This window comes from Bacillus sp. MUM 116, assembly GCF_001866655.1.
Classification (GTDB): Bacteria; Bacillota; Bacilli; order Bacillales; family Cytobacillaceae; genus Neobacillus.
Genome location: NZ_MLYR01000141.1, coordinates 1 through 16220 on the forward strand (window position 1 = coordinate 1; position 16220 = coordinate 16220).

At 39.6% G+C, this 16220-nt stretch carries 18 protein-coding genes and 1 pseudogene; 8 read left to right on the forward strand and 11 right to left on the reverse strand.

Annotated features, from left to right (window positions below):
* The 3 genes from hutU to BIV60_RS25655 form a co-directional block, all read left to right on the forward strand.
* The coding region (gene hutU, locus BIV60_RS25645) for a urocanate hydratase (protein WP_071358531.1) at positions 1–957 on the forward strand (957 nt) is incomplete at its 5' end.
* Between the two features lie 27 nt (positions 958–984).
* Entirely contained in the window at positions 985–2283 is a 1299-nt protein-coding gene (hutI, locus tag BIV60_RS25650) for an imidazolonepropionase (RefSeq protein ID WP_071358532.1), read from the forward strand.
* Complete coding sequence (locus BIV60_RS25655) at positions 2255–3247, forward strand: agmatinase family protein (protein WP_071358533.1); 993 nt, start codon at positions 2255–2257, stop codon at positions 3245–3247. Before hutI ends, BIV60_RS25655 begins: the two co-directional genes overlap by 29 nt.
* A gap of 66 nt (positions 3248–3313) precedes the next feature.
* Here the strand turns inward: BIV60_RS25655 and BIV60_RS25660 are convergent, their stop codons facing one another.
* Entirely contained in the window at positions 3314–4222 is a 909-nt protein-coding gene (locus BIV60_RS25660; RefSeq protein WP_141770564.1) for a DMT family transporter, read from the reverse strand.
* A 183-nt stretch (positions 4223–4405) separates the two neighbouring features.
* Between BIV60_RS25660 and argH the strand changes: the two genes are divergently transcribed.
* Entirely contained in the window at positions 4406–5896 is a 1491-nt protein-coding gene (gene argH / locus BIV60_RS25665; RefSeq protein ID WP_071358535.1) for an argininosuccinate lyase, read from the forward strand.
* Between the two features lie 131 nt (positions 5897–6027).
* On the opposite strand, the gene BIV60_RS25670 is transcribed toward argH, so the two are convergent.
* Together BIV60_RS25670 and BIV60_RS25675 are read right to left on the reverse strand one after the other, a co-directional pair.
* Positions 6028–6774 carry a protein-glutamine gamma-glutamyltransferase gene (locus BIV60_RS25670; protein ID WP_071358536.1) on the reverse strand — a complete coding sequence of 249 codons (747 nt, stop codon included), beginning with the start codon at positions 6772–6774 and terminating at the stop codon, positions 6028–6030.
* 186 nt (positions 6775–6960) lie between these two features.
* Complete coding sequence (locus BIV60_RS25675) at positions 6961–7941, reverse strand: CgeB family protein (RefSeq protein ID WP_071358537.1); 981 nt, start codon at positions 7939–7941, stop codon at positions 6961–6963.
* A 199-nt stretch (positions 7942–8140) separates the two neighbouring features.
* Here BIV60_RS25675 and BIV60_RS31105 point away from each other — a divergent pair.
* Positions 8141–8503, forward strand: a pseudogene (locus tag BIV60_RS31105) (polysaccharide deacetylase family protein); the annotation flags it as partial.
* Between the two features lie 33 nt (positions 8504–8536).
* Positions 8537–8749, forward strand: coding sequence for a polysaccharide deacetylase family protein (locus BIV60_RS30700; protein ID WP_256218555.1), 213 nt, complete (start codon positions 8537–8539; stop codon positions 8747–8749).
* Positions 8750–8813: 64 nt separating this feature from the next.
* On the opposite strand, the gene BIV60_RS25685 is transcribed toward BIV60_RS30700, so the two are convergent.
* From BIV60_RS25685 to BIV60_RS25700, 4 genes are all read right to left on the reverse strand, one after another.
* Positions 8814–9032 (reverse strand): hypothetical protein, encoded by a 219-nt coding sequence (locus BIV60_RS25685; protein WP_071358539.1) that lies wholly within the window; start codon positions 9030–9032, stop codon positions 8814–8816.
* Between the two features lie 111 nt (positions 9033–9143).
* Positions 9144–10235 (reverse strand): glycosyltransferase, encoded by a 1092-nt coding sequence (locus tag BIV60_RS25690; protein ID WP_177177402.1) that lies wholly within the window; start codon positions 10233–10235, stop codon positions 9144–9146.
* Between the two features lie 58 nt (positions 10236–10293).
* On the reverse strand, positions 10294–10644 hold the full coding sequence (locus tag BIV60_RS29935) for a hypothetical protein (protein WP_071358541.1): 351 nt from the start codon (positions 10642–10644) through the stop codon (positions 10294–10296).
* Positions 10645–10776: 132 nt separating this feature from the next.
* Positions 10777–11268: a hypothetical protein gene (locus tag BIV60_RS25700; RefSeq protein WP_071358542.1), complete on the reverse strand. Its 492-nt coding sequence runs from the start codon at positions 11266–11268 to the stop codon at positions 10777–10779.
* 360 nt (positions 11269–11628) lie between these two features.
* On the opposite strand from BIV60_RS25700, the gene BIV60_RS25705 reads away from it, so the two are divergent.
* Both BIV60_RS25705 and BIV60_RS25710 read left to right on the forward strand, forming a co-directional pair.
* Positions 11629–11871: a glutaredoxin family protein gene (locus BIV60_RS25705; RefSeq protein ID WP_071358543.1), complete on the forward strand. Its 243-nt coding sequence runs from the start codon at positions 11629–11631 to the stop codon at positions 11869–11871.
* A 143-nt stretch (positions 11872–12014) separates the two neighbouring features.
* The gene (locus tag BIV60_RS25710; protein WP_071358544.1) at positions 12015–13388 is read left to right on the forward strand and encodes an MATE family efflux transporter; all 1374 of its coding nucleotides are present in this window, start codon (positions 12015–12017) and stop codon (positions 13386–13388) included.
* Positions 13389–13486: 98 nt separating this feature from the next.
* Here the strand turns inward: BIV60_RS25710 and BIV60_RS25715 are convergent, their stop codons facing one another.
* From BIV60_RS25715 to BIV60_RS25730, 4 genes are all read right to left on the reverse strand, one after another.
* Entirely contained in the window at positions 13487–14392 is a 906-nt protein-coding gene (locus tag BIV60_RS25715; RefSeq protein ID WP_371261596.1) for a DMT family transporter, read from the reverse strand.
* A 269-nt stretch (positions 14393–14661) separates the two neighbouring features.
* The gene (locus BIV60_RS25720) at positions 14662–15396 is read right to left on the reverse strand and encodes a metallophosphoesterase family protein (RefSeq protein ID WP_071358546.1); all 735 of its coding nucleotides are present in this window, start codon (positions 15394–15396) and stop codon (positions 14662–14664) included.
* Between the two features lie 148 nt (positions 15397–15544).
* The gene (locus tag BIV60_RS25725) at positions 15545–15787 is read right to left on the reverse strand and encodes a hypothetical protein (RefSeq protein ID WP_071358547.1); all 243 of its coding nucleotides are present in this window, start codon (positions 15785–15787) and stop codon (positions 15545–15547) included.
* Positions 15788–15930: 143 nt separating this feature from the next.
* A complete protein-coding gene (locus BIV60_RS25730) occupies positions 15931–16215 on the reverse strand; it encodes a DUF2642 domain-containing protein (RefSeq protein ID WP_071358548.1) in 285 nt (94 codons plus the stop codon).
* Between the last annotated feature and the right edge of the window lie 5 nt (positions 16216–16220).

Sequence of the window (16220 nt, forward strand, 5' to 3'; positions counted from 1 at the left end):
ATTGGAAACGCAGCAGAAATTTTACCATTAATGATTGAAAAAGGCTTTAACCCAGATGTATTAACAGACCAAACATCTGCACATGATCCACTCAATGGATATGTACCAGTTGGCTATTCATTAGAAGAAGCTGATAAATTAAGAAACGAAGATCCAACATTATATGTGAAGCTTTCAAAACAAAGCATGGCAACACATGTAAAAGCAATGTTAGAAATGCAACAAAAAGGCGCTGTTACATTTGACTACGGTAACAATATCCGTCAAGTGGCAAAAGACGAGGGCGTTGAAAATGCATTTGATTTCCCTGGATTCGTTCCAGCGTATATCCGTCCATTGTTCTGTGAAGGTAAAGGACCTTTCCGCTGGGCAGCATTATCTGGAGACCCAGAAGATATCCGTAAAATTGACGAAGCATTACTTCGTGTTTACAAAGATGATGAGCACCTTTGCAAATGGGTTAAGATGGCACAAGAAAGAATTGCGTTCCAAGGACTTCCTGCACGTATTTGCTGGTTAGGCTATGGAGAAAGAGCACGTTTTGGTAAAATCATTAACGACATGGTGGCTTCAGGTGAAGTGTCCGCTCCAATCGTTATTGGCCGTGACCACTTAGATGCTGGTTCCGTTGCATCTCCAAACCGTGAAACTGAAAGCATGATGGACGGTTCTGATGCAGTATCTGACTGGCCAATCCTTAATGCAATGATTAACGCAGTTGGAGGTGCAAGCTGGATTTCCTTACACCATGGCGGCGGCGTAGGTATGGGATATTCACAACACTCTGGTATGGTTATCGTTGCTGACGGTACAAAAGAAGCAGAAGCACGCTTAGAGCGCGTATTAACAACTGACCCTGGTATGGGTGTAGTTCGTCACGCTGATGCAGGTTATGAAATTGCAATCAAAACTGCAAAAGAAAAAGGCATCAAAATGCCAATGTTAAAGCAAGACTAAGACCTGACCGAAAGGAATTGAAAACGAATGAGTAAAGCACTTTTTATCAGAAATGCTTCTCAGCTCGTTACCCTACAGGGGAGCTCAACAGCTCCCCTTGTTAAGGGTGCGATGTCTGAGCTTAATATAGTAGAGAACGGTAGTGTTTGGATTGAAGATGGTGTAATCCAAGCGGTTGGAACGGATGAAGAATTGGCTGGTAAATATGCAGCGCGTTTGAAAGAAGCAGAGGTTGTAGATGCAACCGGCAAACTAGTGACACCAGGCCTTGTTGATCCACATACACATGTTGTGTTTGCAGGAAGCCGTGAAAATGAATTTAATATGCGTCTTCAAGGCGCTTCCTATATGGAAATCATGAATGCTGGTGGCGGGATTCATGCGACAACTCGCGCAACACAGGCAGCAAGCCATGAACAGCTTTTTGCGGAAAGCTATGAGCGTTTGAATCAATTTTTACGTCACGGTGTTACGACCGTTGAGGCAAAAAGCGGCTACGGGATGGAATGGGAAACAGAATTAAAGCAGCTTGAAGTAGCAAAAGAATTGAACGAAAAACATGTAATTGATCTTGTGTCGACATTTATGGGCGCACACGCAGTGCCAAAGGAATATAAGGAAAATCCGGAAGAGTTTATTGATTTACTTATTAATGAAATGATTCCAAAAGTGGCTGAGCTCGGGCTTGCGGAATTTAATGATGTTTTCTGTGAGTATGGCGTATTTACACCGGAGCAATCCCGCAGAATTCTTGAAGCAGGTAAGCGACATGGGTTGCTGGCAAAAATTCATGCCGATGAAATTGAGCCATATGAAGGTGCAGAGCTTGCTGCTGAAGTAGGGGCGGTTTCGGCTGACCATTTATTAAAGGCTTCTGAAAAAGGCATGAAGGCTATGGCGGAAAAAGGCGTTGTAGGTGTATTACTTCCAGGAACAGCTTACTTTTTAATGGCCGAGTCTGCAAACGGACGGAAAATGGTTGATCTGGGTGTACCGGTTGCACTTTCAACAGACTGTAACCCAGGTTCATCGCCAACGGTTTCACTTCCTTTCATTATGAGCCTAGGATGCTTGAAAATGGGCATGACTCCAGCAGAAGTAATTACAGCAACGACGATTAATGCGGCCCATGCAATTAATCGTGCAAAAGAAATTGGCAGCTTGGAAGTTGGCAAAAAAGGCGATGTAACAATTTTTAATGTTCCAAACTATATGAAGCTTCAATACTCCTATGGTGTAAACCATGTTGACACTGTTGTGAAAAATGGTGCAGTGGTTGTCAAGGGAGGGCAGCTGCATGAAAAGCTTCTTGTATCCAAAAATTAATCCGACTACTTTTACTTGGGTAAGACCGGAGGGACGTGCTCCGGAAAAGGTTCATGAGTGGATTCAGCCTTTGGCGGCTGATGCTGATCCTGAAAAAAGTAAAGAAGCAGAGATTGTCGTAGTCGGTGTGCCTTTGTCACGGTCATCCATTAGTGCTTCGGGTGCTTCTGAATTTCCAGAAGCCTTCCGACGTGCTTGGAAAGGCTTTGCGACCTACAATCTTGACGAGGATATTGACTTAGCGGAGATGACTGCATTGGACGTGGGGGACGTCCCATTGCATGTCACCGATATTCGCTGCTGCCATGATAATATTATTGAGGCTTCGGAAGCTCTTCACAATCACTTTGTTAATTCAAAGGTTTGTGCAATTGGTGGAGATCATTCGATTACAGCGATGATGGTGAAAGGGCTGCATAAAGCGAAGCCGGGGGAGCGAATTGGGATTCTTCAATTCGATACACATTTTGATTTACGGGATATGAGTGATAACGGACCATCGAACGGGACGCCTATGCGTAATTTAATTGAAAGCGGTGTTGTGAACGGATCGGATATGTACAACATTGGCTTGCATGGATTTTTTAATACTAAGGATTTAAAAGAATACGCAGATGCACACGGCGTTAACTACATCACCCTTCGCAATGCGCGCAAAAAAGGCTTTGAAGCAACTGTTTTAGCATGCTTGGAAGAACTTGCTGCGAAGGTGGATACGATTTATTTGACGGTTGATATGGATTGCTTAGATATTGCCTATGCACCGGGGGTCCCTGCATCAACACCAGGCGGTTTGACGAGCGCCGAATTACTTGAAGGTGTTCTGGCTGCGGGAAAACATCCGAAGGTTAAGGCAATGGACATCGTCTGCCTTGATCCATTAAAGGACTCTTCAGTTCAGCAAACAGTTAAAATGGGAACACACGTATTCCTTACATTCCTAAGCGGAGTTATGTTGAGGTAGTGATGGTGCCTGACACCGTCCGTAGACAAAACAGAAAAATGTCCACCTGAGGTGGACATTTTTCTGTTAAACCATTTTATTCGGTTGATTGAAGATGGTGGGCTTGACGGCAGCGGATGGCATGTTGGCGAGGAAGACTAAGATTCCTCCGAAAATTTGCATTGTTAGTATTCGGTCCCCAAGTATAAAATGGGAGGCGATAATTGCAACAAATGGCTGGATATTCATGAACATCGAAGCCGTTCCGGCACCTACTTTTGCCACACCGCCATTCCACCAAAAGCCTGCCACTCCTTGGGCAATAATACCCGCAGCAATCAATAAAATCCACATCATGGGCGAATGGCTGATTACAGACCCGCTAACAAGGCTTTCCACTCCGGCAGCCGGAATCATCAGGACACTGCCGAGTACAGTGGCATAAACCGTAATAACATAAGAATTCAAGGTTTTCGATAAGCGGCGTATATACAATAGACTAATGGATAAACAGAGCATGGCTACTAAAATATTTAAATCTCCAAAAGATACCGCAAAAGATCCGCTGGCAACACCAATGATAGAAAATACCCCAATCAAACTGATGAGTGCACCCAACGATTTTTTTACGGTTAGTTTCACTTTAAAAATGATCCGTTCCAAAAGAATGGTTGCAATCGGTGACAGTGCAATGATTAACGAAGCATTTGCAGGTGTGGTGTGATGAAGTCCGGTGAAATAAAAGGTTTGGTTTAAAAGTGTACCAAAGATTCCTACACCCATGAGAGTTTTCCATTCGGATGTAGTTGGTTTTCTAATTCCTTTATGAATAAGGGCAACCACAATTAAAAACAGCGAGGTAAAACAAATCCGAACCGTTGATAAAAAAACAGGCGAGAAGCCTCTTAACAAGTAAGCACTAACCGGGTAGTTACAGCCCCATAAAATCGAAACGAGAAACAAGCTGATTAATGCTTTCGATCTATACATAGACATGATGGTGAACACATACCTTTCCACTTTACTTAGGTTATAAACTGCTATTCATTATAGCATGGTATTTCGGGAAGCTAAATAAGATTTTTTTTAAACTTTTGTAATTTATCAAACTGCCAACTTAACCTTTTTTTCATAAAATTAATAGTAGGATAAATCCACTCAATTATGGAGATGAAAAACATGTGCTACCAGGAGGATTTTATAAAGGCAGAAGGAACAGTTTTTCCCGGAAAAACTTATATAGAAGAATTGTTAAAGCCTGTTTTTTATGATCAACGGGATTATTTATTCGATTCAATGTTTGATATTCATCGAGCTCATATTATTATGCTGAAGGAACAACAAATCATTAGCTCTGATGAAGCAAAAAGGATGTTAGAGGGTACGAATATAGTAGCCAAAACAGATCCATCCCTCTTAACCTACAGGGCAGAGTACGAAGATTTATTTTTCATGATGGAGGCGAAAATCGCTGAAGTAATTGGTCCGGAACTAGCGGGGAAAATCCATATAGGCCGGAGCAGGAATGATATGGGAGTGGCGATGTATCGGTTGGTGCTGAGGGAATATTTTTTAAAATTGCTCGACTCCTGTTACCGGTTAAGTGAAATTCTTTTAGGACAGGCCGAGCAGCATGCAGAAACCTATATAACGGGGTACACGCACACACAGCCGGCCCAGCCAACGACACTAGGACACTATTTTTTGGCAATTTATGATGTCCTGCAAAGAGACATCAAACGTCTATTGTCTGCCTATGAAACCGTCAATCGGTCGCCTCTAGGCGCAGCTGCAATGACGACAACTGGATTTCCCATTAGCAGGGTCAGGACATGTGAGCTGTTAGGATTTGAAGGAATTGTCGAAAATTCGTATGATGCGATTGCAGGAGCGGATTATTTGCTTGAAACTTCAGCTGCCATTATGATTTGCATGGTCAATACCGGCCGGTGGATTCAGGATTTCCTCCAGCAAGTAACGAGGGAATATGGAACATTCACGGTTGCGGATCCATACGTGCAGGTGAGCAGTATCATGCCGCAAAAAAGAAATCCGGTTTCGATTGAGCATTCACGAGCGCTTGCCAGCAGCGCTTTTAGCGAGGCTCAGGCGGTCTTGAATATGATTCACAATACACCGTTTGGAGATATCGTCGATACGGAGGACGATTTGCAGCCCCATCTATACCGGGCTTTCAACAAGGCGAACCGTGTGATGAAGCTTTTGCATGCGGTGATTGTCACCCTTAAGGTGAATAAGGGGCATGCGAAGGAAATGGCGGAAAAATCTTGTATTACGATTACGGAATTGGCGGATACGCTTACACGTGACTACGGGATTGGATTTCGTCAGGCACATGAAATTGCGAGCTTCATTGCGAAAAAAACGGCTGAAGAAGAAAAAGAATTGTCGGATTGGAAGGTCGAAGAAGTGAACATAATGCTCCAATCCTTTGTAAATGTAACGCTCACAGAAAAAGCATGGAATAATATCATTTCACCAGTACATTTTGTAAAAATAAGGAGCATTTCCGGGGGACCCAGCCCAAACGAAGTGTTGAGAATGATAGGAGAAAGGAAGAAATGGTTAGTTGCAGAACAAAAGAAATTCGAAAAAATCGTTCAAAAATTAGAAGAAAAAAGGAAATTTCTTTGTGAGTATTCTTTTTAAGCAAACAGAAAAAGCTAGGGCTAGCCTGGCTTTTTTCAACGAGCTTTTAAGGGGAAAATTCGATGTTTATGCAGTTTTGCATAAAAAACAGGAATGTTTTTGCTAAATGAAACGATTCCTGCTTTATGAGATTAATTTTGTAATGTTAATAAAAATAGTGACCGATAAACCGGCCTTGTTATTTGCTGCATGAGATAAGCGGATTGGGTAGGTTCGGGTTTTCTTTTTGTATTCAAGAATTTAATGATTGTGCTGGCATTTCTAATTCCGACACCATGGCCATAATACTTGTCATCACCAAAATAAATGACATTTTCTGCCCGCCAATGGGGCTGTTTTGGATCAAAATCAGGATTATTGAAATGGAGAACATCACCGGGAATGAAGTCATCGCCTTCTTTCGGAAAGACGGGGAGGTCCTCATCAAATTGCCAGTCAAATAAATATAATCGTTTAAAATAAAGATTAAATAATTCCGGTCCTATCGAATAAAGGGTAGCAATGTAAAGGACAATCGCGATCGCAGTCGAACACTCAAAAGCATAAAGCTTCCCGTTTTTTAAAATATCAAGGATTGCAGTAGAGGGTTTTGTGTCGCTCTTTAACAAAAAGCCGCCGTTTGGCAAACGCCGCCAATACTTTTTATTCGGAAATGCATAAGTGAAGGTGGTAAATTTTACTCCACTTTTGTCCAATTGGCTTGCTGCTTTCATTGTGTTGGCCCTAAAGTTTAGTTCAAATATTAATTCATCCATTGACGGATACTCATAGGTGATTGTTTGCTTCACCATCGTTTTCACTATAGCCCGTTGCTCTTTATCCTTAATGATCTTGGAAAGATCCTCAGGTGTGACACTCTGTCCATTTACCATTATCATAAAATATCCCCCTCTCACACAACATCCCTTCCTAAAACATATGAAACTCCAATTCTTAGGGTGCCTGTCACCCAAGAAAGACAAACTAAAGAAAATGTCCACGTAACGTGGACATTTTCTAGGGTATTTGTGTCCGCCTGAAGTGGACAAATTCTACAATTTGTCCACGAACGGTGCCTGTCACTATCATTTGAGTATGCCCTCTTTTATGAGGGTTTTGATGGCTTGTTTGGCGCGTTTTTTGTAGGAGTGGGAGGAGACGGTTTCAATTGCATGCTCGCTGATTTCTTTACATTCTTCAGGATGATTTAAATAGTAGCGGATCAATTCCAGTGTTTCCTCCGGATTTGAAGACACAATGAGGTCCTCACCCGGTGTAAATAATTTTCTCACCGCATCGGTATCGGAGGTGAGTAAAAATCCACCTGAAGCTAATATTTCATAGGTTCTTTGCGTAACTTGTGATTTGTAATTTTGCGGCCCGATAATAATTTGTGCAGAATTATATACCTTATAAGCCTTTTTATATGGTAAATAGCCATGGATCCAATCTTTTGGAATGTCTACCCCGAGAATATCCCCTATTTTGTCCCAGTTTTGACCCCAGAAATCAATGCGAATATTTTCTTCTAATAGTGGTTTGATAAGCGTTCGAAGAGATTGGTTACGATAATGATCCGGGGAATGTTTTAAGACATCCGGATAGCCATTGGCTACGACAGCGATCTTATATTTTAGAGAAGGATTTGAACTAGGATGGTGGACACTCGGTTCATAGCCAAAGTCTAAATGACCTGCGCGAATTCCTAGCTTTTTATAAAACTTAACGAGGGGCTCACTCAATGTAAATACAAAATCTGGTTTCATCCTTAAAATAAGGGGTAAAGAAAAATCTAGTGTGAAGTGAGGGTCTTCAACAGCCCAATAGATATGTGGGATTCCTGAAGCCCTTATCTGCTTCCCAATCAATTCCTGCTTCCAATCGTTGTCATTTTCCTCCCCCCATCCTTCGGAAAAAATAAGATCTGGTTTAAAGTAGGAAATTAAACGGGGAACGGTATTTTCATCTATTTTCCCTGAAACTAAAACTTTATGACCGGCTCTTTTAAAACCGTTGGCTAACCCATACATTAATAATTCATTACTGTCGATAAAAAGAATTCTCAAGTCCGTTACACCGCCTTTTTTTTCTATCAGTATATGTATATTGGACAAACGGGGGACGGCATTTGTGGAAAGTTTAAATGGAATGGGTGAATTTCATCAAACAAATTTCTGCTATTTTCATATAGTAATCTTATCGAGGGTAGAAAGGAACGGTTCGAACCTTCTATTTTCAGTACCTTAAACAGAGGAGGGGAATATAATCGAACATTCAGGTAAAAAACGATACGTAGCATTAACATTTGATGACGGTCCATCGGAATATACTCCTCATATATTAAGGCTTCTAAATTATTACCGGGTAAAAGCAACTTTTTTTATTATAGGAAAGCAAGTCACACAAGCCCGGAAACAAATTTTAAAGCAATTAATTTCAAATGGACACGTTCTTGGAAATCATACTTGGAACCATCCCGACATCACGAATCTTAGCCAAGAGGAAATTATAAAAGAGATAAAAAGCACGAATGAAATTATTAAAAAAGTTACGAATCGGGATGTCGAAATCTTTCGTCCGCCCTATGGAGAGATTACCGATGAGGCCGCAAAGCTTATCTTGGGATTAGGGCTTCAACCTGTACTTTGGAATTTGGATACAATGGATTGGGACCTTTCCATTCAAGAGCCAATTGAAGAACGTGTATCAAGGAAAATTGAAACAAACCATATTATCCTAATGCATGACGGTGGAGGCCGAAGGGAAAAAACGGTCGAGGCTCTTCCGAAAATTATTGAAAATTTTAAAAAACTAAATTATGAATTTTTGACGATTCCTGAATATTTTCAACATGTTTATCACATAAATCTTTAACTCAATTCAAAAATAAAAATGGCTAGAGATTTGCTCTCAGCCATTTTTCATTTTAAAAAACTTCTTACGAAAAGGATAGATAGATAATATAAATAAGAACAACTGCAATGGCGATAATATAGGTAAGAAAAACAGGATTAAGCAGTATAGGATGTCGTCGAATATTATCGTGAATTTCCGAATCAATTTCGCTATTTCTTGTACTGAATGCTCTATGGGTTCTAACTGTATAAAATAACCCGACAACCATGATTAAGGCAATGATCGCTAAAACATAAATCATGATATTCCCACCTTTTTAGCCTATTTTTTGAGAAGGAACAAAATTTTATTCATGAAAGGAGACCAAATATTAAATAAGTTGGGAGGGAAAGATAAATAAAAAAGCACACTTTCACAACGTGTGCTCCGTTTTGGGGTTTTTTACATATTTATCCAAAATTTCCTTGTTTTTTAAAATTAATTCATGCTTAGGGCAGAAGGTTCCAGCGATTTCAATATGATCGAATGCTTTTTGATAATCGCCTAATTGAGCGTAACAAATGCAGAGTTGAAGGTGGGGAATCCAAGTGGAGCAGGCATGATTGGTAATTCCGCCATTGTCAATCGGAGGAAGTTGTGTTGCGAATTGAAACCAATGGACTGCATTTTCAGGGCGATTGATTTTTAAAAAGAAAAATCCTAACTGACAGCAGGACTCGGCACGAGGTGGGCCAAACTTTAATGCATGAAGAGCATGGTTTATGGCATAGTCCATATTTCCCATTTCTGCATAACATTCTGCAATCCTGCCGTGAGCTTGAATTTCATCCTCAATCCAGCGTTTTTCCGTTTGTAAAAATTTATGATAAAACTTGATTGCCTTTTTGTACTGTTGATGGTCATATAATTCATTGGCATAATAATATAAATCCCTTGGGGTAAAAGTGGATCCATTTTTTTGACGCTGTTCGAAAATTTTTAGGTTTCTGTCACTATTTTTATGCATTCTTTTATGCGTAATTGCAATATCGCTGTGAAGCAAATTTCCATGAACCTCAAGATATTCATGTACCGCACCGTGCCATTTGAATTGCTTTTCTCTTTTAACGATTCTCACTTGCCTTAGGCTTACAAGGACATTGCCTGACTCATCAAAGCCGGCAAGATATTTCATGGTAACCGCATCAATGGTAGTGGGCAGGTTTTGTTTTAATTCTTCAAGTTTCCCAATCTCAGCCTCACTAAAAACATCATCGGCATCCATTGTCAGGATATATTCGTTTTGAGCATGGCTAAAAGCAAAATTTCTAGCAGCTGAGAAATCGTCTACCCATTGAAAATGATAGATGTTACAGCCATATTGCTTGGCGATTTCTACTGTTCGATCGGTTGAGCCAGTATCGACAATAATGATTTCATCGACAATATTTTTAACAGAATCCAAACAGCGGTTAAGTGTTTCTTCTTCGTTTTTTACAATCATGCACAAACTAAGGGAAATCATAGGTTTCACCTCCAAAAATCTACCTGTATCTCTTAAAAAGGATGCAGATAGATTCTTCTTAGTTTTCTGGGTCAATATACTTGTTGTATAAAGATCTTACCCATTGAATAGAGTCCGCTGATGTATCAGAATCGGAGGCATATCCATATCCTCCATTTCCTCCAGTAGTGCTGGTAGTACCTGTTGTGCCAGTAACTCCTGTAAGTCCTGTCAATCCAGTTAAACCAGTTAATCCGGTAAGTCCAGTCAATCCAGTCAATCCGGTAAGTCCAGTCATTCCAGTTAATCCCGTTAGTCCTGTTACACCTGTTAATCCGCCAGGACCATTAAGTTCTAATTTTTTAGGCGGAGGGGGTTTTGGCAATTTTCCTCGATGTTTCGGACCTCGTTTAGGTGGCTTTGGTGGCAAATTCATCACCTCCAAGAAATTGATTACTATACACTATTAAATTGTCGGACAAGTTGTTCTAGGTCAAATACTAATAAATGATAATTTTTTTTTATTCATTTGAAAATTAATAAATTAAAAAAGGTTGACTACTCAATCTGTTGAACTCCAAATCGGAAAGAAACCCTTTAATTGGGAAATGATTTTTCTCAAATTCTCTCTTCTTTGTATTAAATAGGTTAAAAGAATTATTAATTCATCCCTGGAAATTTTCCATTCTCCTGGTAATGCCTGGTCAACAATTTCCGCGATTTGTTCATCTGGTATGGAGTCAAGTTTTTCTAATGCTGATTGAAATGGTTGCTTCTGATCGATATAAGGCACAAATTCTTGGTAAACTTGTCCCCATCTGACCTCCATATTATCAATTCTGGAAAATATACTTGTAATATTCCAATTTGACTTTCTGAAGGCATCAGCATGGTCAATCAAAGCAAGAGAGGATGACTGTTTAAACGCTTTTCTACCTAATGGATTTGACATAAATTTGACGACATAGCTATTCCCATCACTGCAACGAAAAAGTTGCGCATGCATTTCGCCAGAACCAATATCTTTGATATGTTCGATAGCATAAATCGTCAATCACATCACCTGCCTTCCTTTAAATAATAGAATTTAGAAGGCTTGACTCTTAAATCCATTAATATAAGATATTATCCTAAACAAGTAATGGTGTAGAATTTTGACCAAATATGAAAAAATATGCGAAAACCATATTAAGAAATATTGTTATATCTAGTCTGACAAAATCGTCCATTTGTACAGAGGTAGAAATCTAAATGGGATGACTCTTACCCACTTCTTCTTTATAATATAAGGGATTAGTTATGACTTAAAATTTCTTGGGAAAGCGCAAAAATAGACATTTCTCGAACTTTTAATCTCGAAAAATGGATTTTTTCGTCGATTTTGAAAATAAATGCTTATTAGGAGAATACCAACATGGATAAAAAAGTTATTGTCTATACAACAAACGATTGTATTGAATGCACGATGGTGAAACAAGTGCTTACACAGGAAGAAATTCGTTTTGAAATTAGGAATATATCGAAGAATACCGAATACCAAAAAGAAGTGGAGAAATTCGGATTCCTAGGTGTACCGGTTACCGTTTTTGAAAATCGTGCTGTTAAAGGGTTTACGAATGAATTGAAGGAAATCATCGAGATGGCTAAGGAAAAGTAATGGCACCATTCGTGGTGTTATTTCGGGCTGGAACATTTGACTCGACAATCGTCCTTTTTTGCAAAGGGGCGATTTTTTTACTTCTTTTTTCCACCAACTAACGGTAAAATAGTCATGGCATTACCAAGAAGGGGAAAATAATTATGAAGCAAACTTTTACGTTAACGGAAAAAACAAAGCAAATCATCATTTTATTGATACCCATTTTAATTACACAGCTTGGCATGTTTTCGATGATATTTTTTAATACGATTATGTCGGGGAGATACAATTCATCTGATCTTGCCGGAGTGGCGATCGGTTCATCGATTTGGAGTCCGATTTTTACCGGGTTAAGCAGTATCCTGCTTGCCGTTTCACCGATCGCGGCACAAAGATATGGTGAAAGGAAAACCAAAGAAGTAGCATCGAGTGTGAAACACGGAATTTATCTATCCGTTATTATCGGTGTGGTAGTCATTGTTCTTGGGGTCCTTTTCCTGGATATCATTCTCGATAAAATGAATCTACAGGCAAGTGTTCGAAAAACAGCCTTTGGCTATTTGGTGGGATTGAGTTATGGAATTATTCCACTATTTCTCTTCAATGTGTTACGGTCCTTTATTTATGCATTAGGAATAACACGTGTAGTGATGGTCATTCTCTTATTATCTCTGCCGATTAATTTCTTTTTGAATTATGTGCTGATTTTTGGTTATTGGGGCTTTCCGGAACTTGGGGGAGCGGGGGCAGGTTATGCAACTTCAATAACATATTGGTTCATTGCCGCAATGACGGTGTTTATTGTAAAAACTCAATTACCATTTTCCTCCTATCAAGTGTTTCATCATTTAAAGGAATTCTCTTGGTCCGAATGCAGGGAAATTTTAAAAATCGGAGTTCCAATGGGGCTTTCCACCTTTTTTGAGACGAGTATGTTTACAGTTGTAACGATTTTGCTTAGTAAATTTAACGTTACTACAATCGCAGCTTATCAATCTGCATTAAACATCGTTTCGTTCCTTTATATGATTCCGATTAGTATTTCAATGGCCCAGACCGTATTAGTTGGATTTGAAGTCGGAGCTGGCCGCTATAAGGATGCGAGGGACTACAGCTGGTTAGGGATTATATTGGCCATTTTGATGGCCGTGGGTACAGGGTTGCTGGTGGTAGCATTCCGCTATGATGTTGCCGGCTTATATTCGAATGAACCTGCCGTGATAAAATTAACTGCTCATTTTCTAATTTTCGCACTATTTTTTCAAATAAGTGATGCCACGCAAGCGACAGCGCAGGCGGCATTAAGGGGCTATAAAGATGTGAATCTTTCCTTTATTATGACCTTGATTGCATATTGGCTCATTTGTCTTCCGGTCGGTTATGTTTTGGCAAATTTTGCAAAGATGGGAGCGGCAGGCTATTGGATCGGTTTAACAATCGGGCTTCTTTCGGCAGGAGTTGCCTTATCGCTTCGTTTAATTTATATTCAAATGCGCAAATATAAAAGTGTCGAAGTTCAGGAAGAACTTGTATAACAGTGAAAAAGCGGTGAATGGGATTCACCGCTTTTTTTATAGCATAAGAATTTATAAATTGCTTTGAGAATGGTCCAGCTCCGGTGCCTGCGCTTTTCTTATGCCGCTTCATTGTATTCTGCAATATTTTGTTTTTGTTTTTGCTGCTGAATCAAAAAGCAAAAGACACCAGCCAGGACAAGAACTCCGCCGAAAATCTGCCATCCGGCAAGACGTTCTCCTAATAACAGCACGGACAAGGCCGTTGCCCCGACTGGTTCTCCCAGGATGCTCATCGAAATGGTAGTTGCATTGACATAGTTTAATAGCCAGTTGAAGATGACATTTGCCAGGTTTGGAATTGTGGCTAATAAAACGAAGATTCCCCATTCGCGTGCATCATAGCCGCCAAGTGGGATGCCAGCCGCAATATTGTAAATCGCTAAAAAAATTGCAGCAATGCCAAATACAGAAAAGCTATAAATCCAATGTGATATTTTTTTCACGATTCTTTGACCAATTAATAAGTACATAACAACCGCAATTACACATAAAAATGAGAGGAAATCCCCTGTAATTGCTTTTTTACTTAAGCCGAAATCTCCCCAGCCAACCATGATGGCTCCAATAACCGCAATGCCCATCATTAAAATTCTTGAAGTGGTGGTTCTTTCTTTAAATAGGAAAAATCCGCCGATCATAGCGATAATCGGCTGTAATGCTAAGATGATCGTTGAGCTGGCAACAGTGGTCAGCTTTAAGGATCCGAACCAGAGTGCATAATGCAGAGCTAAAAATAGCCCTGAAAAAATAAGAAAATACCAATCTTTTTTGGCTATTTTTTTAAATTCTTCACGTTTTCTCCAAGCAAATGGTGTAAGTAAAATACATGCCAGTGCCATCCGATACATACTTAAAATTGTAGCGGGGGCATGGGACCATTTTACAAAAATAGCCGAAAACGAAATGGCGATAATTGAAAAAACTAAAGGAAAAACAATGGATCTAGAGTTGGACTGTTTCACTTTTATCCCCTTATCTATCTATATGATATGAAAATCGTTCATTAAGAAATAATTATAGAACGATATCTATGAATGTTCAATAAAGATTTCTTGAAAGAAAAGCGCAATCGCCTTGATCAGCCCCCGACAAGGCTTTAGGTCCTGGCGGTGAAGTCGTTCTTTGACTTCATCGACAGGAACGAAGCAACCTAGGAAAAAAGCAGTTCATTTTTTCCCTCGAGAGGCTAGGCGCTTGCGCTGGACAATTCTCAAGGACGAAATTTTCTTTCTTATAAATTCAAATGTTGATTCCCATGAAATACCTTTAATATGTAATCAGCATCGGGGACGTTATATTTTTTGTAACCGAGTAAAAACGTTTCATTATCATATGGTACTTCTCTGAAAGACACGTTGGTTGCACCATTTTCCGCTATGATCAGAATGGCATAAGGAGCATAGGGTTTGTGGTTACATCCTAGCGCACCGGGATTCAGGTAAAGACGGTTTTTAGTTTTAAAATGATGGATAACATGATGGTGACCAAAACAAACAATATCCGCTGTCGAGCTGTGGTAAAGCTCATCCAGTTTTTGCTCAGTTGGTTCTTTATCTACTGTTAAAAATTTCTTCGGTTCTTGCAGATGATAGTGTACGCAAAGAAGTTCTTTTTCGTTGTAATTAGTTTGATAGGAGGTGGGAATTCTTTGCATAAATGAGATGAATTTAGGGTCAAGCCGAGCTGCCAGCCATTTATGATGTTCCCTTTCTGCACCACTGCTATAGATATCTCTCCCGGCAATGACATCCAGAATCGCTTCATCGTGATTCCCCATGACATAGGAAATATCCTTTCGTGAACGTAGCAGATCCAAAACCTCATTGGTTTCATAGCCAATTCCGATTAAATCACCTAAACAAAAAATGTGTTCGATTTGAGGATCCCGATCAATATCATCCAAAACCGCTTGTAAAGCAGATACGTTCCCATGAATATCCGAAAAAATTGCAATTTTTTTATCCATATCCATACACTCCAAATTCCGAAGATAAACCTATTCTACCCAAAAACGGTGACAGGCACCATCGATGGACAAAATGGCGAGAATGTCCGTGTGGGATGGACAATGTGTTAAGATTAAGATGGTCTTTTTTAATCTTGATGAATACTGATTACTCTCCATCATCGCTTCCGTCATCCATATCACCATCGGAATTTTTATCGTTGAACAATTTTTGAATGGTCTCCATAATTGTTGGCGGCCGGTCCTCATCAACCAGATGTTCAGGTCTATCTTCCAAAAAGGTTGGAATAGTGAAAGAGTGAATCACATGCTCGCGATTTTTTATCCAAATAACAAAAATAAAACAGATGACAAAAAGTATAAAAATGGTGATGCAGAGAATTTTAAGCATTTGGCATCCCCCTTTTTATACAAATTTATGAAACTTGTCTTTTTATATTCATTTCCAAAATAAGATCTGTAATAAAATGATTTAGAGCTTGGAAGTCACATTTCCAAGCTCTTTTGTCTATTTTTATGTGGTTTTTTTTGGAATTAGTTACTTTCGTGATGGTGCTCATCTTCATGTTCAATCTGAGATTCCAATGGATTAAAGCCAAATGGTCCTCTTGGCACCATCATTTCCACTCGAAAAATGGCCACGATGGTTTCGATGCGAATGGTCAATTCTATCGGAGTCCCTCTACCCCTGCTATGCAAAATTACAACATCCGAACCTACAGCTTTTAACCGACCATTAAAACTTCCTTGAAGAGTAGTAATCTCAACTTCCTTCTTTAATAACTCATTGGCAATTTGATGAAAATTAAAATCTGTCATATCAT